Here is an 18,216-nt window from a genome sequence, read left to right as displayed (position 1 = left end):
CTAGGCCCGCCGCAGCCTCAGCGTCACCAGTTCGAAGGGACGCAGACGTACGGTGATCCGTTCGCCGTCCACCGCGGGCGCCGTGGCCTGCGCCAGCGGGCGCTCCAGCAGGTCGGTGACCGCGACACCGGCGACGTCGAAGCCCGCCGTCAGGGTGGCGTGGGCGCGGCCGCCGTGTGCCTCGTGGAAGCGGACCACCACGTCACCGCTGCCGTCGTCGGCCAGCTTCACGGCGGTGACCACGACCGCCTCCTGATCGACCCTCACCAGCGGCGCGATGTCACCGGCACCCGTCACCCGCCGCTCCGGCACGTTGATCCGCCAGCCCTCGCGCACCGCGTCCCCGATGCCGGCGCCCGGCACCAGCGCGTGCCGGAAGCGGTGCACGCCCTGGTCGGTCTCGGGGTCCGGGAAGCGCGGGGCGCGCAGCAGCGAGACGCGGACCGTGGTGGTCGTGCCGCCGTCGCCGTCGGTGCGCACTGTGCGCGTCACGTCGTGTCCGTACGTCGAGTCGTTGACGACGGCGACGCCCCAGCCGGGTTCCTCCAGGTGGACGAAGCGGTGGTTGCACGCCTCGAACTTGGCGGCCTCCCACGAGGTGTTGGTGTGCGTGGGCCGGTGGAAGTGCCCGAACTGGGTCTCCGAGGCGTACCGTTCGGCGTGCACGTCCAGCGGGAAGGCGAGCTTGAGGAACTTCTCCGTCTCGTGCCAGTCCACCTCGGTGTCCAGCACGAGCCGCCGCTCCCCCGGAGGCAGCGACAGCACCTGGGTCACGCGCGACGCGCCGAAGGACCGCACGATCCGCACCGACTCCCCGTCCTCACCGACGGCCAGCTCGTCCAGGCCGGTCAGGTCGGTGACGGTGTTGCGGTAGAACTCGTCGACGTCCCAGGCGTCCCACATGTTCGGGAAGTCGGGGTGCAGCTGGAGCAGGTTGGCCGCCCGGCCCGGGGCGACGGTCTCACGGGCCGCGCCGATGTCGTACGCGGAGACGACCAGGCCCCGCTCGTCGATCCCGATCCGCAGCAGGCCGTTGTCGAGGACGTACCCGCCGTCCGGGCGGGGGCCGACCGACACGGTCCCCTCGACGGCCGGGGCTCCGGCGCCGCCCGCGGGGACGCCCCGCCGGTCGTGCGGGGCGGCGTTGAAGACCAGCTCCCCCCGCCCCTCGCCGGCCAGCGCGCGCTGGGCCGCGTCCACGACGGCGTTCAGCTCGCCCGCGAGCCGCTCGTAGGTCGCCCGGGCCTCGCGGTGCACCCAGGCGATGGACGAACCGGGCAGGATGTCGTGGAACTGGTGCAGCAGCACCGTCTTCCAGATGCGGTCCAGCTCCTCGTACGGATAGGGGAACCCGGTCCGCACGGCGGCCGTCGCCGCCCATAGCTCCGCCTCCCGCAGCAGGTGTTCGCTGCGCCGGTTGCCCTGCTTGGTCTTCGCCTGGCTGGTGAGGGTCGCGCGGTGGAGTTCGAGGTAGAGCTCGCCGACCCAGACGGGCGGGTTCGGGTACTCGGCCTCGGCCTTGGCGAAGAAGGCCGCCGGGGTCTCCCAGGCCACCGTCGCCGAGCCTTCGAGGTCGCGCAGCCGGGCCGCCTTGGCGACCATCTCGCGGGTGGTGCCGCCGCCTCCGTCGCCCCAGCCGGTCGGTGCCAGCGAGCGGCTGGCGACGCCCTTGTCCTTGAAGTTGCGGGCCGCGTGCGCGATCTCGCTGCCCTTCATGGAGCAGTTGTAGGTGTCGACCGGCGGGAAGTGGGTGAAGATCCGGGTGCCGTCGATGCCTTCCCAGGTGAAGGTGTGGTGCGGGAACTTGTTCGTGGCGGACCAGGAGATCTTCTGCGTCAGGAGGTACTTGGCGCCGGCGGCCTTGATGATCTGCGGCAGTCCGGCCGCGAAGCCGAAGGTGTCGGGCAGCCAGGCCTCGTCGTTCTCGATGCCGAACTCGTCGAGGAAGAACCGCTTGCCGTGCACGAACTGCCGGGCCATCGCCTCGGAGCCCGGCATGTTGGTGTCCGACTCCACCCACATGCCGCCGGCCGGCACGAACCGCCCGTCCGCGACCGCCTTCTTCACCCGCGCCCACACCTCGGGCCGGTGGTCCTTCACCCAGGCCCACTGCTGCGCCTGCGACATGGCGAACACGAAGTCGGGCTCGTCGTCCAGCAGGGCCGTCATGTTGGCGGTGGTACGGGCGACTTTGCGGACCGTCTCCCGCAGCGGCCACAGCCACGCCGAGTCGATGTGCGCGTGCCCGACGGCGCTGATGCGGTGCGCCGAGGGGCCGGCGGGGGTGGCCAGGACGCCGGCGAGGCGGGACCGCGCCTCGGTCGCCGTGCCGCCCACGTCCTGGAGGTCCACGGCGTCCAGGGCCCGTTCCACCGCCCGCAGAATCTCCCAGCGCCGCGCCGACTCCACCGGCAGCTCGGCCATCAGCTCCCCGAGCACCTCCAGGTCGAGCACCAGCTCCCACACCGTCTCGTCGAAGACGGCCAGGTCCATACGCGTGAGGGTGTACTGCGGGGCGTGGCCCGCGGTCTCCTTGTCGCCCAGCTCGGTCGGCCGGAAGGGGTGGTAGTCGAGGATGACCGGGTTGGACGCGGCCTCGATGTGCAGGCGCACCTCCTCGCCGCCCTCGACGGGCGCGCCGACGCGCACCCACTGGTTGCGCGGGTTCAGGCCCTTCACGGGAGTGCCGTCGGGGCGGTAGACGAGGCCCTCGCACTGGAAGCCGGGCATGTTCTCGTCGAACCCGAGGTCGAGGATCGCCTCCACGGTCCGCCCGGCCCAGTGACGCGGAACGGCTCCGGTCACCCGGAACCAGCTGGTGCCCCACGGAGCACCCCACCGGGCACCCACCTCGATCGGCGCGGGCTCGGCCGCGAGGCCTTCGGCGACCGGCACGGGCTCGTCGGGCGCGTGCCAGACGGCGACGTCGAGCGGCACGGACTCGGGGTACACGGCGGGTCGGATGCGTTCGTCGAGGACACGCTTCAGACGGGCTTCGACGAGGCTGCGGTCGTCATGCATGGCGGGGTGCTCCGTAGCTGTGCGAGGGGTTACCAGGTGTGGTTCACGGTGACGGGGTCCGACGAGGTGTACAGCTCCCCTACTGCGCGCAGTTCGAACCGTGCCACTTGCTCGCCCTGCTCGGGGCGCAGTCCGCCGGCGAACCAGGCGCGCTGGCAGGTGCCGCCGAGGAAACGCCGGGTGCCGTCGGGCAGGACGCGGTGGAGGGTGTGGTGGCGGACCTCGCCGGGCGCCGGCTGCCAGGCCAGACGCAGGTCGCCGCCGGAAGCGGCGGTGACGCGGAACGCGGTGGGCGCGGCGGGAGCCGGGTCAGGCTGGTCCGCGCGCACGGCGAGACGGCCCAGGCGCCAGCGCACGGGAGTGCCGGGGGTGGTGGGCGTGAGGCGTACGCCGAGGGCGCGGACGGTGCCGGACAGCCCGGTGAGCCGTACGGCCGTGGTCTGCCAGGCGCCGGACGAGTTCACCGGGAAGTAGGTGTACGGGGGTGCCGCCCCCGCAGTGCCGGGTTCGGCGGTGGCGACGGCCAGTTCGACCCGCACGGAGCCGGTGTCGGCCCGGTGCGTGAGCTCGACGACGGTCTCGCCGCTGACCGGGAGCCGGGTCGCGTACAGGTCGAGGACCACGGGTGCGTCGGGCGCGCCGTCCACGAGCACGCTGCTGCCGCCGGACCAGGCCTGCGCGAAGTCGAAGTTCACGGTGGGCCGGGCGCCCGCGGTGCGCACCGTCCAGCGCCGTGACGGCAGGCGGTCCTGCAACCCGAGGTGGTTCCACGGCGTGTCCGAGGTGACCTCGCCGTTCTCGAACCACCGCAGGCCGTGGCCGGTGTTGAAGACGGTCGCGAACGGCATCGAGGTGACCGTGGACCGGTCCGCCACCGTCACCGCGGGTGCCCGCCACCGGTCCGTGCCGTCGGGCCGCGAGGGGTCCAGCGAACGCCCGGTCCAGAAGCGGTCGTCGGCCGCGTGGAAGGCCGCGGGGGTCCGCCCGTCCGCCGGGAGCTGGTGGCGGGTCCACTCGGGCCGGTAGAAGCCGACCGAGGTGACGTGCGGGGCGGCCGTCGGCACGAGGGCGTCCCAGGCGACGCTCGTGTTCCAGCCGTTCGACTCGACGTCGACGCCCGCCCACAACTCGTACCGGCTGCGCCCCAGTTGCTGCGCGCGCTGCCCGGAGGAGGCCAGTGTCGCCGCCGACCAGCGGAAGTCGAGGAACATGCTGTCGGCGGCCTGGAAGAAGGGCTGGTTCTGCGCGTTGAGCGCCCCCTGCCAGCTGACGCCGCCGTTCACGGTCATCGAGTCGTACCAGGTCACCCGCTGCCCGCGGGCGGCCGAGAGCGACTTCAGCTCCCGAAGGAACCCCTGCATGTCCGCGCCGAGTGCCGCGTCACCGCCGCCGGTCTCGGCGTTGACGAACCAGCCGTCGAAGCCGTACGCGGCCGCCACCGCCACCAGTTGGGCGGCGAGCGGATACCGCCCGGCGGCGTCCTTCTGCACGAGGTCCCGCGTCCACCGCAACTGCCCGCCGTAGGCGACCGGCGGCAGGAAGACGTTGCCGAGGACCCGTACGCCGTGCCGGTGGGCGGCGTCCACGATCGGCGCGTTCGGGGCGAGGATCAGCCCCTCGCCCGACGATCCGCCCCAGAAGACCAGTTCGTCGATGTACGCCCAGTGGGTGAGCGCGTAGTAGTCGGCGGTGGCGGAGCCCTGGGAGGGGTTGCCCGCCGTCGGCCCGAAGGACACCAGCGACTGGATACGGGCCTGCCCCGGGCGGGCGGTGGCGTTCGCCGGGGTCGGGGTGAAGCGCGGGGCGAGGGGCACCGAGGCGGCGTTGAGGGCGAGGTCGGCGTCGTCGGCGGCGCGCCAGGCCTTGAGGCTGCGCCAGGTGATGCCGGCGCCCGGGCCGCCGGAGGGCAGCGAGTCCGGGTACCAGTACGAGGCGTACGGCTGGAGCGCCGCCGCCGCGGGCCGCGGGGCGGCCGTCGCGGGCAGCGACGGGAGCAGGGCGGCGGTGGCGCCGGCGAGCAGGACGGTGCGTCTGGTGGGGTTCACGAGCGGGTGCCTCCTTGGGTTCCGAGGGCTCCGGGGGCTCCGAGGGTTTCCCGGGTTCCTCGCGGGACGGGGAGTACCTGGTCGGGCGTGACGACCTCGGTGATGCCGCGCGCGGCGAGATGGTCCTCGTCGTGCGCACGGCTGTCGAGGACGGTGGTGGGGCGGGCTCCGTCGGCGACCAGCCGGAAGAACGCGTCGAAGACGGGGCCGCCGGGTGCGCACCAGGAGCGGACAGCCGGATCGGCGGGTACGGCGAGTGCCGTGGTGCGCGGCGCCGGGGCGGCCCTGGTCTGCTCACGGGCCGCGCGGGCCAGCACCAGCGCGCTCTCCTTGGGGCGGCGGTCGTTGGTCAGCAGACCGAGTCCGTATTCGAGTTCGGGGAAGTCGGCGAGTTCGCGGGAGACGTCGTGGGAGCACCACCAGGTGATGCCCCACAGGCCGGGGCAGTCCAGGGCGTGCTCCACCGTCGCCCCGGTGAAGGCGGCCGCGTGCTCGGCCGGGACGAGCGGCGCGGGCGCGCCGACCTCCTGGAGCCAGACGGGCCGGTGCGGGTCGTCGGCCCAGGCCTTGCTGAGCTCGATCAGATAGGCGGCGTGGTGCTCGCTCGGCACGGAGGCGCGCCCGTGCCGCTGGGCGGTGCCGTTGAACACCCAGGAGTGCACGGCCGTCATCGCGCCGCGCCGCGCGGCCTGGGCCGGTGTGAACGGCTGGTCGTCCTGGTACCAGGTGGCGTCGTACTCGGCGTGCAGATGCGCCTTGCCGGGGGCACCCTGCGCACACGCGGCCAGCATCCGCGTCAGCCATGCGTCGATCTGCGCCTCGGTCGCCCGGTCGGGGTCGGGATGCGGTCCCGCGGAGAACTGGTTGACCTCGTTGCCGAGCGTGAGGCCGAGGAAGTTGGGCCGGTCGTCGAGGGCCGCGGCCAGGGTACGCAGATAGGCCGCCTGGCCGTCGATCACGTCCGGGTCGGTGAACAGGTTCCTGCGGTGCCAGGTCCGGGTCCAGGCCGGCAGGTAGTCGAAGCTGCTCAAGTGGCCCTGCAAGCCGTCCACGTTGACGTCGAGCCCGCGTTCGGCCGCGGCGTCCACGAGGGCGACGAGCTGCTCGACGGCCCGCGGCCGGATGAGGGTGCGGTTGGGCTGGAAGTACGGCCACAGCGGGAAGACCCGTACGTGATCGAGTCCGAGGGCGGCGATCGAGTCGAGGTCGGCGCGCACGGAGTCCAGGTCGAAGTCGAGCCAGTGGTGGAACCACCCTTCGCTGGGGGTGTAGTTGACGCCGAAGCGCACGGCAGAAGACATGGAGGTCCCGGTGGTCGTGGTGCGTACGGAGGAGGTCAGCCCTTGACGGCGCCCTCGCCGACCCCGCGGAAGAAGTACCGCTGGAGGCAGGCGAAGAGGGCGATCAGCGGCGCCACGGCGATGATCGTGCCCGCGGCGACGAGCCGTTCGTCGTTGGCGAAGGTGCCGTGCAGATAGTTGAGGCCGATGGTCAGCGTGAACCTGGACGGGTCGCTGAGCACGATCAGCGGCCACAGGAAGTCGTCCCAGGCGCCCATGAAGGCGAAGATCGCGACGACCGCGAGGGTGCCCTTGACCGACGGCAGCGCGATCCGCCAGAACCGTTGCCAGACGTTGGCACCGTCGACGAACGCGGCGTCCTCGATCTCGTACGGGAGGTTGAGGAAGGCGTTGCGCATCAGCAGCACGTTCAGCGCGCTGACGCAGCCCGGCAGGACCACGCCCACCAGGGTGTTGTTCAGGCCCAGTTCCCGCATGGTGGTGAACTGGGCGATGATGATGCCCTCCACCGGTACGAGCATGGCGAGCACGAAGGCGAGCGTCGCCGCCCGGCGGCCCCGGTAGCGCAGCCGGGCCAGGGCGTAGCCGGCGAGGGCCGAACCGACGCAGTTGGTCACGACGTTGGCGGTGGCGACCTTTAGCGAGTTCAGGGCGTAGTCCCACACGGGGATGGTCTCGGCGACCCGTTCGTAGTTGTGCAGTGTCGGATCGCCCGGCAGGAACTTCGGCGGGGAGCTGAAGATGTCCTCGGTCGGCCCCTTGAGCGAGGTCGACAGCTGCCACAGGAACGGCCCCACGGTCAGGGCCAGTACCCCCAGCAGGAGCAGATAGCGCAGGATCAGCTCCCCGGCGCGGATCCGCCGTCCGTGCTCGTCGCTGACGCTCATGTGTCCTCCCTGCGGTCGGCCCGCAGCACCAGCAGCATCAGCGCCACCGTCACCACGAAGACGACGACGGAGATGGCCGACGCGTACCCGACCCGGCCGGACAGGCCGGTGCCGGTGCGCTGCACGAGCATCACGAGCGTGGTGTCCTCGCCCGCGGGGCCGCCGCTCGGGCCGGCCAGCAGATAGACCTCGGAGAACACCTTGAAGGCGGCGACCGAGGAGAGTGCCGCGACCAGCACCATCGTGGACCGGACGGCGGGCACGGTGACCGCGAGGAACCGGCGCACCGGTCCCGCGCCGTCGACGGCGGCCGCCTCGTGCAGTTCACGCGGCACGTTGGCGAGCGCGGCCAGATAAATGATCATGTAGTAGCCGAGCCCTTTCCAGACCGTGACGGTCATGGCGCTCAGCAGGAGCAGCCACTGGTCGCTGAGGAATCCGACCCCGCCGGCGCCGACGGTCTCCAGCAGCGCGTTCACCAGGCCGCGTTCGTCGAGCAGCCACACCCAGATCAGACCGACCACGACGATCGAGGCGACGACCGGGGTGTAGAAGGCGGAGCGGAAGAACGTGATGCCGGGGATGTTCTTCTGCACCAGCAGCGCGAGCAGCAACGGCAGGATCACCAGGGCGGGCACGACGCCGAGAACGTACAGCGTGCTGTTGCGCAGCCCGATCCAGAACATGTCGTCCTGGAGGAGCTCGCGGAAGTTGGCGAGGCCGACGAACTCGCCGGGGACCAGGGTCCGCCGGTCGGTGAAGGCGTTCACCACGGTGGAGACGAAGGGGTAGAGCACGAAGGCGCAGACGACCAGCAGCCCGGGTGCGGCGAACAGCCAGGGGCCGGCCGGTGGGTGGCGCCGGATGCGAGGGGAGCCGTTCACGGTGTCTCAGCCCTGCTGCTGGAGCAGCCGATCACAGGCCTTGACAGCGTTGTCGAGGGCCTCCCGCGGAGTCTCCTTGCCCTGCAGCGCCCGGGCGACGGCGTTGCGCAGCTCGGTCTTCATCTGCTCGCTGAACAGCACCGGCGTGTAGTTGACGGCGGTCTTCAGCGACTGGGCGGCGGCCACCCGCACCCGGGTCTCGTCGGTGCCGTCCTCCTTGGTGAAGTAGGGGTCGTCGAGCGAGCCGGCGGTGCTGGGGAAGATCGCGACCTGCTTCGCGAACGACATCTGGTGCGCGGCGTCGGTGACGAAGTGGGCGAAGGCGACGGCGGCGGGCTTGCGCGGGGTCTGCGCGTTGACCATCACGCCCATCACGTACATGTTGACGTGGCCGGTGCTGGTGATCTGGTCGGTGATGCCGATGTTCTTGTACAGGTTCGGCGCCTGCTTCTTGAAGTTGCCGAGGTCGAGGGCGCTGCCGGGGTTCATGGCGACGGCGCCGGTGAGGAACTTCTTGCCGGAGGACTCGGGCGTGGCGGTGAGCGCCTGCGGATCGAGCGCCTTGGCGTCGTAGAGCTCCTTGTACCGGGTGAGCAGTTCGACGCCCTTGGCGTCGTTGAAGGTGAACCCGGTGCCCTCCTCGTTCATGAGGGGGACGCCGTAGCGGCCGAAGTCCTCGACGGTGGGCACATTGGCGAGGGTGGCGACCTCGCCGTCGGTCTTCTCGGCGATCCGCAGTCCCTCCGTGAAGAGTTCGTCGTACGTCTTCGGCGGCTGCTCGGGGTCGAGTCCCGCCTTCTCGAAGAGGGACTTGTTGTAGAACAGCGGCCCGGTGTTGAGGTACCAGGGGAAGGCGTACGTGCCGTTCATGCCCGGCACCTGGTGACCGGCCCAGGCGCCCGGCAGGTACTCCTTCTCGTACTGTCCGGCGGCCTTGTCGAGATCCAGTGCCAGCCCGGCCTTGGCGAGCGGTGCGACGAGGTCGGGCGAGACGTTGACGACGTCGGGCAGGGTGCCGCCGGCCGCGTCGGCACTGATCTTGTCGGCGTAGCCCTCGGCGGGCTGGTCGACCCACTTCACGTCCGTGCCGGGGTGCTGCTTCTCGAACTCGGCGATCAGGTCCTCGAAGTACGGCTTGAAGTTGGCCCGGAGGTTCCAGGTCTGGAAGGTGATGTCGCCCTCGACCTTGCCGGAGGCGTCGGCCGATCCGCCGTCGCCCCCGCCGCCGCAGGCACTGAGCGGCAGGGCGACGACGACGGCGGCAGCGGCGGCGAGGGTTCTGCGGGAGATGCGCACGGTGACCGGGCTCCTTTACGACGAAGTGAGCGGGAAATGGCGCCGGGGCAGACCCTGCACGTCAACTCGGAGGGAAGTCAATGGATTCGGCTCAGCTAAAGTCATTAGTCGAGCATGGCCGCAGGTCAGGGAGTTGGGAGCAGACTCTTGCGGCTCCTTGCTAATGCGCTTTAGAGTGCGGCGATCGGACCGGTGCTGAAGCGCATTAGTCCTTGAGCGATCGCATGGGGAGGCGGGATTGACGGGCAAGCGGTCTCCCGCGCGCCGGCCGACGATGAAGGACATCGCGCGGCGCGCCGGGGTCTCCGAGAGTGCGGTGTCGTTCGCGCTCAACGACCGGCCCGGGGTCTCGGAGGCCACCCGGGCACGGGTCCGGCGGGTGGCGGAGCAGTTGGGGTGGCGGCCCAGCACGGCGGCCCGCGCGCTGTCCGGCGAGGGCGCGGCCACGGTCGGCCTCGTGCTCGCGCGGCCCGCGCACACGCTGGGCGTGGACTCGTTCTTCCTCCAACTGGTCTCGGGCATCCAGGAGGTGCTGGCGGAGCGTCACCTCGGACTGCTGTTCCAGGTCGCCGAGGACGTGGCCGACGAGTGCGCGGTGTACCGGCGCTGGTGGGCCGAGCACCGGGTGGACGGCGTCCTCGTCGTCGACCCGCGCACGGACGATCCCCGGCCCGGACTCCTCGACGAACTCGGCCTGCCCGCCGTGGTGATCGGCGGCGCGCCGGAGGAGCGCCACCCCGGCATGTCCACGGTGTGGGCGGACGACGGGGGCGCCATGGCCGCCGTCGTCGGCGAACTGCACGCCCTCGGTCACCGGCGGGTCGTCCACATCGCCGGTCTCGCGGGGCTCGCGCACACCGAACGCCGGATCCGTACGCTGCGCGCGGAGGCCGGGCGGCGCGGGCTGACCGAGGTGCGGTCGGTGACGACCGACTACTCCGACGCGGAGGGCGCCGCCGTGACCCGGCGGGTGCTGTCCGGCGACGCTCCCCCGACCGCCCTGATCTACGACAACGACGTGATGGCCGTCGCCGGGGTGGCGGCCGCGGCGGAACTGGGCTTCCGGGTGCCGGCCGACGTCTCGGTCGTGGCGTGGGAGGACTCCGCGCTGTGCCGCATGGTCACACCCTGGCTGTCGGCGCTCTCCCGCGACACGGTGGAGTTCGGCCGGACCGCCGCGCAGGAACTGACGTCACTGCTGGACGGCGGCCCGGCCAGGACCGTACAGGTGCCGGTACCACGCCTGATCGAACGAGACAGCACGGCGCCGAGCCGGGTGTGACGGACGAGGCTCAGCGGACCCTGTGTGAGTGCCGCGCTTCCACGTCGGTGGTCGCCGGCCGGGTGAAGGCCCGTCGCTCCGGCGCGCCCTCGGTTTCGTCGGACACCGGCGGACGATCGGCGCCCAGCCGCGTATGAAGGCGAATGAGGCCACGTGCAGGTGTTGCGGCGGTCGATCGAAATCCGCTTGCGGCGCGCGGTTGCCGTCGTCCGAGAATGGCCGCCATGACCGATGCCTGGACCGTCTGTCCTGAACCCTCCGACTCCCCCGTCGCACTCGCCCTGTGGCGCGCGTACTACACGGAGGTGAGCGACCGCTGGTTCCAGGTGCACGAGGGGCGGGACACCCCTGCCGACGAGCTGGAGCGCGAAGTCGTCGCGTCCAACGACCACGCCGTGCTCACGCCGCCCTCCGGGGTGCTCCTGCTCGGCCGGCACCGGGGTGAGCCCGCGGGCACGGCCGGGGTGCGTCTCCTCGACAGCGACAGTGCGGCACAGGGAGAGCCAGGGGGACCGGCCGCCGAGCTCAAGCGGGTCTTCGTGCGCAAGGAAGCACGCGGCACCGGCGGCGGCACGGTCCTCCTCGCGGCCGCCGAGGACGCGGCGCGCTCGCTCGGTGCCGGCGCCATGCTGCTCGACACCCGCAGCGACCTGGCGGAGGCGTGCTCGCTCTACGAGCGCAGCGGCTACGAACGGGCCACACCGCACAACCACGCCACGTACGCGGAGCGCTGGTATCGCAAGCGCCTCTGACCCGCCCTCCGGGCCCGGACTCTCTGTGCCAGGGCAGGTCACGGGATGCCCGGATCGGGGAGCAGTCGGACAGATCCCGTTCAACAGCGCCCTGCGTGGACGCGGCGGCCCTGCGAGGATGTCGGGCGTACCCCTGGCCCAGGACGAAGGAGTGCCCGTGACCGACGGGTTCGGAGGGACCGCAGCCGAGATCGCCGCCGCCGTGCGGGGCAGGAAGGTCACGCCGCGGGAGGTGGTGGCCGCGCATCTGGCGCGGATCCAGCGGCTGGACGGCCGGATCGGAGCCTTCCGCGCCGTCCGGGCCGCGCAGGCGCTCGCCGAGGCCGACGAGGTCGCGGCGCGCGCCGATCTGGCGGAACTGCCGCTCGCGGGCGTGCCCGTGGCCGTCAAGGACAATCTGGCGGTGCGCGGCGAGAGCACGCGGGTCGGTTCGGCGGCGACGCCGGACACGCCGGCCGGGCAGGACCATGAGACCGTCGCCCGGCTGCGGGCCGCCGGTGCGGTGGTGGTGGGGCTGACCAATGTGCCGGAGCTGTGCGTGTTCGGTACGACCGACGGGGTGCACGGCACCGCCCGCAACCCCTGGGACCTGACCCGTTCGGCGGGCGGCTCCTCCGGTGGCGGCGCGGCCGCCGTGGCGGCGGGCATGGTGCCGCTCGCCCTCGGCAACGACGGCATGGGCTCCCTGCGCATCCCCGCGGCCAACTGCGGGCTCGTCACCCTCAAGCCCGGCCTCGGGGTGGTCCCGGCGGGCATCGGCGAGGGCGACTGGTTCGGCATGTCGGAGAACGGCCCCCTCGCGACGACCGTCGAGGACGTCCGGCTGATGCTCTCCGTCCTCGCCGGCGGCGACGCCGCGGGCCGGCCCGCGCCCGGCACCCGCACGGTCGCCGTCTCCCTACGCAGCCCGATCGTGGGAGTCACCGTCGCGAGGCCCTACCAGGACGCCGCCCGGGAGGCCGCCGGGCTGCTCATGAGGGCCGGCCACCAGGTGCGGCGCGCCGATCCGCCCTATCCCGTGTCGCTGAGCCTCACCTCCCTCACCCACTGGACCGCGGGGACCTCGGTCGACGCCCGGGGGCTGGACCCGCGGCTGCTGACGCGGCGCACCCGCGTGCACGCGGCGGTCGGGCGGCGGTTCGAGCGCCGGGTCCGTACCGGCACGAGCCGGGAGGCACTGCGCCGGCGCCTGGAGCCGTTCTTCGCCGAGCACGACGTACTGCTCACGCCCGCGCTGGCGCACCGCTCGCCCAAGGCGGGGCCCTGGCACGAGCGGGGCTGGCTGCGCAACATGGCCGCCAACACGCACTACTCGCCGATGACTCCCCCGTGGAACCTGACCGGATGGCCGGCGATGGCGGTGCCGTTCGGCACCCTGCCGTCGGGCGCCCCCTGTGCCGTACAGCTCGTGGGGCGGCCGGGGGCGGAGGGGGAACTGCTGGAGTTGGCGGGCCAGTTGGAGGCGGCGCGACCCTGGCGGCGGACGGCGCCCGTCGACTCGGAGAGCCGCAGGGCCCGGAGCTAGAGGGTCCGGTGCATGATGTGCAGGCCGACCCTGCCGTGCCGGGGGTGGTCGAACGCGTCCGGCACCGTGCCGAGGACGGTGAAGCCGAGCGAGGTCCACAGCTGGACGGCCGGGTTGGTCTCGACGACCGCGTTGAACACCATGGCCCGGTAGCCGTGGGCCTTGGCCTGGGTCAGGATGTGCTCGGCGAGGGCCCGGCCGATGCCGCGCCCGGCCTGGTCGGGATCGACCATGAAGCCGGCGTTGGCGATCCGGGCGGCGGGGCCGCTGTAGTTGGCGGTGAGGTAGGCGGAGCCGATGACGCTTCCGTCGTCGTCCTGGGCGACGTAGACGCGTTTGGCCGGGTTCATCCACAGGGCTCGGGCCGCGTCCTCGGTGGTGTCCGGGTCCCAGGCGTATGTCTCGGCGGCGGCGACGATGCGGTGCCAGAACGGCCAGATGTGCGGCCAGTCCGCGGCGGTGGCTTCCCTGATCAGCATGGGCGTGAGTCTGGCACGCCCATGCGGTCGGCGATCGCGAAGGACTCCTGCCCGTCAGTCCACGCTGGGCAGGATGTGCGGCTCGGCGAGGTCGTCCTCGTAGCCCGCCAGGCGGATCGGGGCGGACCGGGCCCACACGTCGAGGCTGCCGATCTCGCCCGGCCGGCGGCCCGCGCGCTCCGCGCGTTCCTTGGGGCGCTGTTCGCGATTCGTCTTCTCCGGTGTCACCGCGCACTCCTTATGTGTCGGGTCACCCGCGGGGGCGCGCCGGCGGCCTGCGTGCGGTCCGCTGCCCGACGCCCGTTCGGGTCTGCCATGTTGCAGTTGGACGCGGTGGCGTCGGTAACTCGCGTGAGAGCACGCCGTTGTGCACCGGCTTGTCCCGGGACGGACGATGGGTGTGGGTAGGGACCCGTTGCTGCTGTCCGTCCGGAACAGATTAACCAAATGAGCGGGGGCATGCTCGATGGGGCTGAAAACTACGGGTAACGTTCCTGCGTCATCCCGTGCTCGAACTGGCGAATTTTGGGCCCCTTTATAAAGAAATGTGCCCATACGGACTCACCCGAGCGGCCTACCCGGGCGAACAGGCCCGCGAGGGGCGGACGTCGGGGAGCCACGCAGTTCAGGTGCCGTTGGCCGATTCGCAAGCCGACCATGCTCTGCTGACGCCCGGACACGGCCTGACCGGCGGGAGGAGTGACGCACATGGAACTGCGCGGTGTCGAAGAACTGATGGATCTGCTGCGCGCCTGTCGCGGCGCCTGGGACACCCCGGACCGCACCGGCGACCCGGTCGACCTGCACGACCACGCGCTGCAGACGGCCGCGCTGCTGCGCAGGAGCCACCCCGCCGACAAGGAGCTCCAGGTCGCGGGCCTGGTGCACGACATCGGCCACCTGCTGCGGCCCGGCGACGACGCCGGGCACGCGGACCACGCCGCGGACGTCGTGCGGCCCCTGCTCGGGGAACGGGTCGCCCGTCTCGTGCAGCTGCACGTCCCGGCCAAGCGCTATCTGGCCGCCGTCGCCCCGGAGCGCGGTCTGTCCCCGCAGAGCGCGCTGACCCTGTCACTGCAGGGCGGCACGATGAGCCCGGCCGAGGCCGCCGCGTTCGCCCAGGATCCCCTCGCCGAGGACGCCGTCACCCTGCGCCAGGCGGACGACGCGGGCAAGGTCGTCGGCCTCGACGCCGGGGTCATGGAGGACTGGCGCACGGTCCTGGAACTGGTCGCCTCCCGGCACTCACGCCTCGGCGCGGTGGACTGAGACCGCCGGCTGGGTGCGGGCCCGGCGGGCCGGTGGGATCATGAGCGTGGGGCCTGTCGGCCGGCGCGCCCCGGCAGCCGGGTCGGGACTCTCGGCAGGCCACCGTGAGGAAGGTGGCACCCATGAGCGACGTCACTCCGCCCGCGCGCCCCCGGCGCACCCCGGATCTCGGGGGCCTGTCCCGCACCGTCCTGTACTTCGCCCTCGCGGTGAGCGCCCTGCTGGTCGGCGTCGCCGCACTGCTGATGGGCATCGCCTGGATGGACCTCGTGGACAACGCCCGCAGCGAGTGGTGAGCGGTCTCACCACTTGCCGGGCTCGTAGTCCTTCAGGAAGACGCCGAACAGGTCCTCGCCCGCCTCGCCCCGCACCACCGGGTCGTAGACGCGGGCCGCGCCGTCGATCAGGTCGAGCGGGGCGTGGAACCCGGCCTCGGCCATGCGCAGCTTGTCGTAGTGCGGTCGCTCGTCGGTGATCCAGCCGGTGTCGACCGAAGTCATCAGGATGCCGTCGGTGTCGAACATCTCCTGCGCGCTGGTCCGCGTGACCATGTTCATGGCGGCCTTGGCGGCGTTGGTGTTGGGGTGGCCGGCGCCCTTGTAGCCGCGGCCGAAGACGCCTTCCATCGCGGAGACGTTCACGACGTAGGCCCGCCCGCTCGCCGCCCGCCTCGCGGCCTCGGCCATGACCGGCCGGAGCTTGCTGATCAGGATGAACGGCGCCGTGTAGTTGCACAGCTGGGTCTCCAGCAGCTCCACCGGGGAGATCTGCTCGATGGTCTGCACCCAGGTGTTGCTGTCGACGACGTCGGGGACGAGTCCGCCCGCGTCGATGGCGGTGCCGTCGAGGTGCCGGGCGACGCTGGCGTTGCCGGCCACGAGGGCGAGGTCGGCGACCTGCTGCGCGTCGAGGCCGCTGATGCCGACCGGCAGCGCGGCCAGTCCGTCGACCGCGCCGGAGTTGAAGGCGCCGATGACCTGGTGGGCGGGCAGCTCACCGGCGGGCAGCGGAGCGCTCTCGCCCTCGACCAGCGCGGCGTAGGCGGACGGCAGGCGGCGCACGGTCTGCGTCGCGTTGTTGATCAGGATGTCGAGGGGGCCCGCCTCGGCGACCTGGTCGGCGAGTGCCACGGCCTGCGCCGGGTCGCGCAGGTCGATGCCGACGACTTCCAGGCGGTGCATCCACTCCCCCGAGTCGTCCATCGCCTTGAAGCGGCGGATGGCGTCCTTGGGGAAGCGCGTGGTGATCGTCGTGTGCGCGCCGTCGCGCAGCAGCCGCAGCGCGATGTACATGCCGATCTTGGCGCGGCCGCCGGTGAGCAGCGCGCGCTTGCCGGTGAGGTCGGCCCGGACGTCGCGCTTGGTGCGGTTCACCGCGGCGCAGTCCTGACAGAGCTGGTGGTAGAAGTAGTCGACCTCGACGTAGCGCTGCTTGCAGGTGTAGCAGGAGCGCGGGCGCTGGAGTATCCCCGCGATCTGGCCCTCGGCGGTCCGGGACGAGGGCAGCAGGCCCTCGGTCTCGTCGTCGATGCGCTCGGCGGAGCCGGTCGCCGTGGCCTCCGTGACCGCCTTGTCGTGGGCGGTCTTGGCGGCCCGGCGCTCCTGCCGACGGCGCTGCTTGACGGTGCGGTAGATGTGCGAGGTGGCCCGGCGCACCAGGATCGCGTCGGGGTGGTCGACGTCCAGCTCGTCGAGCTCCTCCAGCACGCTCAGGCACACGGCGAGTCGCTCCGGGTCGATGCCGGGCCCGTACACGATCTCGTCCGTGATCGCCGAGCCGTCCTCTGTCACCGTCATCGCCGCTGCCGTTCCTGGATCTGCCGTCGCGGCGCTCCGGTCGCGCCCGCATTCGAACGGCAGATTTTACGGAGCGCCGGGCCGCACCGCCAAACCCGTCATGATCACGGCGCACAGGCCTTGATCAGCGACGCCAGTTCGTCGGTCACCGCCTGGGCGAGCCGGTCCAGGTCCGGTACGGCCGCCGCGTCGGCGACGAGGCCGTAGTGGACCCGGCCCCGGTACGTCGAGACGGCGACGGCGAGGGACTGCCCGGCGGCCAGCGGGGCGAAGGGGAACACCTCCGTGAGCGCGTTCCCGCCCAGCTTCAGGCCGAGGCCGGGCAGCGGGACGCTCGTGACCAGGATGTCGAACCAGAGCCGCGCGGCCTGGCTGACCAGCGGCCCGCCCAGCCGGTGGCCGAGCGCCGGGACGTGGTCGGCGAGCAGCGCGACGGCGCCCGCGCCCCGGTTGGGGCCGGCGTCCTTGTTGCGGTCCATGGCCGTGCGGACCGCGTCGAGGCGGCCGCGCGGGTCGGGATCGTCGACCGGAAGCCGTATCAAGTACCCCGAGAGCCGGTTGCCCTGTGGGTGCGCGGTGCGCGGGCGACGCTTGGAGACGGGGATCAGGGCGCGCGGCGCCACGCCGTCGCTGCCGTCGCCGCGCTCGTCGAGCCAGCGGCGCAGGGCACCCGCGACGACGGCGATCAGGACGTCGTTGACGGTGCCGCCGGCGGCCTTGCGGACGCGGTGCACGTCGTCGATGTCGAGGACCACTCCGGCGGTACGGCGGGTGCCGGAGGGATCGCAGGCCAGCGCCGGCGAGGAGCGCACCCCGAGGGTGGACAGGGCGACGGAGGCGCCGATGTCCAGGGCGCGGCCCACGTCGGAGAGGGCGCCGCGCACCACGTCGGGCAGTCTGCGCACGTCGGGGACGAGGCGGCGGGGTGGCTCCGCCGGGCGGGGGCGGGAGGTGTGCAGGTCCGTGGGGTCCAGGATCGCCGCCGCCAGGGTCAGCGCGCGCAGACCGTCCGCGAGGGCGTGGTGGAACTTGAAGAGCACGGCGAAGGACACGCCGTCCGCCCCCGGCAGCACGTGCGCCTCCCACGGCGGCCGGCCGCGCTCCAGCGGACGCTCCATCAGCCGTCCGGCCACCGCCTGGAAGTCGCTCGTCGGGGCGTGCAGCCGGACGTGGTCGAGTGGGTCGAAGTCCGGCGCGGGCTCCCGCGCGGCGCCGCCGAAGGCCAGCGGATGCCGCAGGGCCGGCGGCCGCCACACGTTGCGGATCCGCATCCGCAGCCCGGGCACGGCGGCGGCGCGTGCGGCCAGCAGGTCGGCGGCGTGGGCGCCGGCGGCGGGCGAATGGGACGCGAAGACACCGAGCGCCCCCAGGTGCATGGGGTGCCGGTCCGACTCGATGTTCCAGAACGCCAGGTCGAGGGGGGCGAGCAGGTCGTCAGTGGTCAATGGGGTGCCTCGCGTCGACGACGGGTGGGCCAGCAGTCAATCGCCCACGCGCGATTACGGTCAAGTACGATCAGGCTACGCACAGTTAACAACAGATTAATCCCGCGACCCGGGAAAGGGCTGTGGGACTCACGGGACACATGTGACGGAAGAGGTCACGAAGGTGGAGCAGGGCACCACGGGGTTGTAGCGAGCGTCACATGAAGAAGGGGGGCGCGCCACACGAGGGCGCGC

General features: G+C 72.3%; 15 protein-coding genes. 5 read left to right on the top strand and 10 right to left on the bottom strand.

Annotation, left to right across the window (positions count from 1 at the left end):
- From ACZ7LV_RS00145 to ACZ7LV_RS00120, 6 genes are read right to left on the bottom strand one after another with little or no spacing between them, the layout of a single operon-like run.
- Positions 1 to 3,021, bottom strand: coding sequence for an alpha-mannosidase (locus ACZ7LV_RS00145; RefSeq protein WP_471934530.1), 3,021 nt, complete (start codon positions 3,019 to 3,021; stop codon positions 1 to 3).
- Between the two features lie 29 nt (positions 3,022 to 3,050).
- On the bottom strand, positions 3,051 to 5,066 hold the full coding sequence (locus ACZ7LV_RS00140; RefSeq protein WP_471934529.1) for an endo-beta-N-acetylglucosaminidase: 2,016 nt from the start codon (positions 5,064 to 5,066) through the stop codon (positions 3,051 to 3,053).
- Positions 5,063 to 6,367: a glycoside hydrolase 5 family protein gene (locus tag ACZ7LV_RS00135; RefSeq protein WP_471934528.1), complete on the bottom strand. Its 1,305-nt coding sequence runs from the start codon at positions 6,365 to 6,367 to the stop codon at positions 5,063 to 5,065. The genes ACZ7LV_RS00140 and ACZ7LV_RS00135 overlap by 4 nt, the downstream gene beginning before the upstream one ends.
- 35 nt (positions 6,368 to 6,402) lie before the next feature.
- Positions 6,403 to 7,254, bottom strand: a complete 852-nt coding sequence (locus tag ACZ7LV_RS00130) for a carbohydrate ABC transporter permease (RefSeq protein WP_471934527.1) — start codon at positions 7,252 to 7,254, stop codon at positions 6,403 to 6,405.
- A complete protein-coding gene (locus ACZ7LV_RS00125; protein ID WP_471934526.1) occupies positions 7,251 to 8,138 on the bottom strand; it encodes a carbohydrate ABC transporter permease in 888 nt (295 codons plus the stop codon). Before ACZ7LV_RS00125 ends, ACZ7LV_RS00130 begins: the two co-directional genes overlap by 4 nt.
- A gap of 6 nt (positions 8,139 to 8,144) precedes the next feature.
- Entirely contained in the window at positions 8,145 to 9,434 is a 1,290-nt protein-coding gene (locus ACZ7LV_RS00120) for an ABC transporter substrate-binding protein (RefSeq protein ID WP_471934525.1), read from the bottom strand.
- A gap of 238 nt (positions 9,435 to 9,672) precedes the next feature.
- On the opposite strand from ACZ7LV_RS00120, the gene ACZ7LV_RS00115 reads away from it, so the two are divergent.
- From ACZ7LV_RS00115 to ACZ7LV_RS00105, 3 genes are all read left to right on the top strand, one after another.
- Entirely contained in the window at positions 9,673 to 10,716 is a 1,044-nt protein-coding gene (locus tag ACZ7LV_RS00115) for a LacI family DNA-binding transcriptional regulator (protein ID WP_471934524.1), read from the top strand.
- 215 nt (positions 10,717 to 10,931) lie between these two features.
- Complete coding sequence (locus ACZ7LV_RS00110) at positions 10,932 to 11,468, top strand: GNAT family N-acetyltransferase (protein ID WP_471934523.1); 537 nt, start codon at positions 10,932 to 10,934, stop codon at positions 11,466 to 11,468.
- 118 nt (positions 11,469 to 11,586) lie between these two features.
- Positions 11,587 to 12,993: an amidase gene (locus ACZ7LV_RS00105; protein ID WP_471934522.1), complete on the top strand. Its 1,407-nt coding sequence runs from the start codon at positions 11,587 to 11,589 to the stop codon at positions 12,991 to 12,993.
- On the opposite strand, the gene ACZ7LV_RS00100 is transcribed toward ACZ7LV_RS00105, so the two are convergent.
- Positions 12,990 to 13,472, bottom strand: a complete 483-nt coding sequence (locus tag ACZ7LV_RS00100; RefSeq protein WP_401666615.1) for a GNAT family N-acetyltransferase — start codon at positions 13,470 to 13,472, stop codon at positions 12,990 to 12,992. The two genes, ACZ7LV_RS00105 and ACZ7LV_RS00100, sit on opposite strands and share 4 nt — an antisense overlap.
- A 54-nt stretch (positions 13,473 to 13,526) precedes the next feature.
- A complete protein-coding gene (locus ACZ7LV_RS00095) occupies positions 13,527 to 13,700 on the bottom strand; it encodes a hypothetical protein (RefSeq protein ID WP_401666613.1) in 174 nt (57 codons plus the stop codon).
- Positions 13,701 to 14,180: 480 nt separating this feature from the next.
- Between ACZ7LV_RS00095 and ACZ7LV_RS00090 the strand changes: the two genes are divergently transcribed.
- Together ACZ7LV_RS00090 and ACZ7LV_RS00085 are read left to right on the top strand one after the other, a co-directional pair.
- Complete coding sequence (locus tag ACZ7LV_RS00090; protein ID WP_471934521.1) at positions 14,181 to 14,741, top strand: HD domain-containing protein; 561 nt, start codon at positions 14,181 to 14,183, stop codon at positions 14,739 to 14,741.
- Positions 14,742 to 14,863: 122 nt separating this feature from the next.
- Positions 14,864 to 15,037 carry a hypothetical protein gene (locus tag ACZ7LV_RS00085; RefSeq protein ID WP_471934520.1) on the top strand — a complete coding sequence of 58 codons (174 nt, stop codon included), beginning with the start codon at positions 14,864 to 14,866 and terminating at the stop codon, positions 15,035 to 15,037.
- Positions 15,038 to 15,043: 6 nt separating this feature from the next.
- On the opposite strand, the gene ACZ7LV_RS00080 is transcribed toward ACZ7LV_RS00085, so the two are convergent.
- Together ACZ7LV_RS00080 and ACZ7LV_RS00075 are read right to left on the bottom strand one after the other, a co-directional pair.
- The gene (locus ACZ7LV_RS00080; protein WP_471934519.1) at positions 15,044 to 16,537 is read right to left on the bottom strand and encodes an SDR family NAD(P)-dependent oxidoreductase; all 1,494 of its coding nucleotides are present in this window, start codon (positions 16,535 to 16,537) and stop codon (positions 15,044 to 15,046) included.
- Positions 16,538 to 16,641: 104 nt separating this feature from the next.
- Positions 16,642 to 17,982, bottom strand: coding sequence for a wax ester/triacylglycerol synthase family O-acyltransferase (locus tag ACZ7LV_RS00075; protein ID WP_471934518.1), 1,341 nt, complete (start codon positions 17,980 to 17,982; stop codon positions 16,642 to 16,644).
- Positions 17,983 to 18,216: the final 234 nt, after the last annotated feature.

The organism is Streptomyces sp. NPDC107562 (assembly GCF_055657325.1).
Note: the sequence above shows the minus strand (reverse complement) of the source record. Positions and strands in the feature narration are given on the sequence as shown.

What these genes read in the sequence shown, in the direction of transcription:
- ACZ7LV_RS00145 (WP_471934530.1), bottom strand. Translation starts at nt 3,021, where the DNA reads ATGCATGACGACCGCAGCCTCGTCGAAGCCCGTCTGAAGCGTGTCCTC.
- ACZ7LV_RS00135 (WP_471934528.1), bottom strand. Translation starts at nt 6,367, where the DNA reads ATGTCTTCTGCCGTGCGCTTCGGCGTCAACTACACCCCCAGCGAAGGG.
- ACZ7LV_RS00130 (WP_471934527.1), bottom strand. Translation starts at nt 7,254, where the DNA reads ATGAGCGTCAGCGACGAGCACGGACGGCGGATCCGCGCCGGGGAGCTG.
- ACZ7LV_RS00110 (WP_471934523.1), top strand. Translation starts at nt 10,932, where the DNA reads ATGGCCGCCATGACCGATGCCTGGACCGTCTGTCCTGAACCCTCCGAC.
- ACZ7LV_RS00105 (WP_471934522.1), top strand. Translation starts at nt 11,587, where the DNA reads ATGTCGGGCGTACCCCTGGCCCAGGACGAAGGAGTGCCCGTGACCGAC.
- ACZ7LV_RS00100 (WP_401666615.1), bottom strand. Translation starts at nt 13,472, where the DNA reads ATGCTGATCAGGGAAGCCACCGCCGCGGACTGGCCGCACATCTGGCCG.
- ACZ7LV_RS00090 (WP_471934521.1), top strand. Translation starts at nt 14,181, where the DNA reads ATGGAACTGCGCGGTGTCGAAGAACTGATGGATCTGCTGCGCGCCTGT.
- ACZ7LV_RS00085 (WP_471934520.1), top strand. Translation starts at nt 14,864, where the DNA reads ATGAGCGACGTCACTCCGCCCGCGCGCCCCCGGCGCACCCCGGATCTC.
- ACZ7LV_RS00080 (WP_471934519.1), bottom strand. Translation starts at nt 16,537, where the DNA reads ATGACGGTGACAGAGGACGGCTCGGCGATCACGGACGAGATCGTGTAC.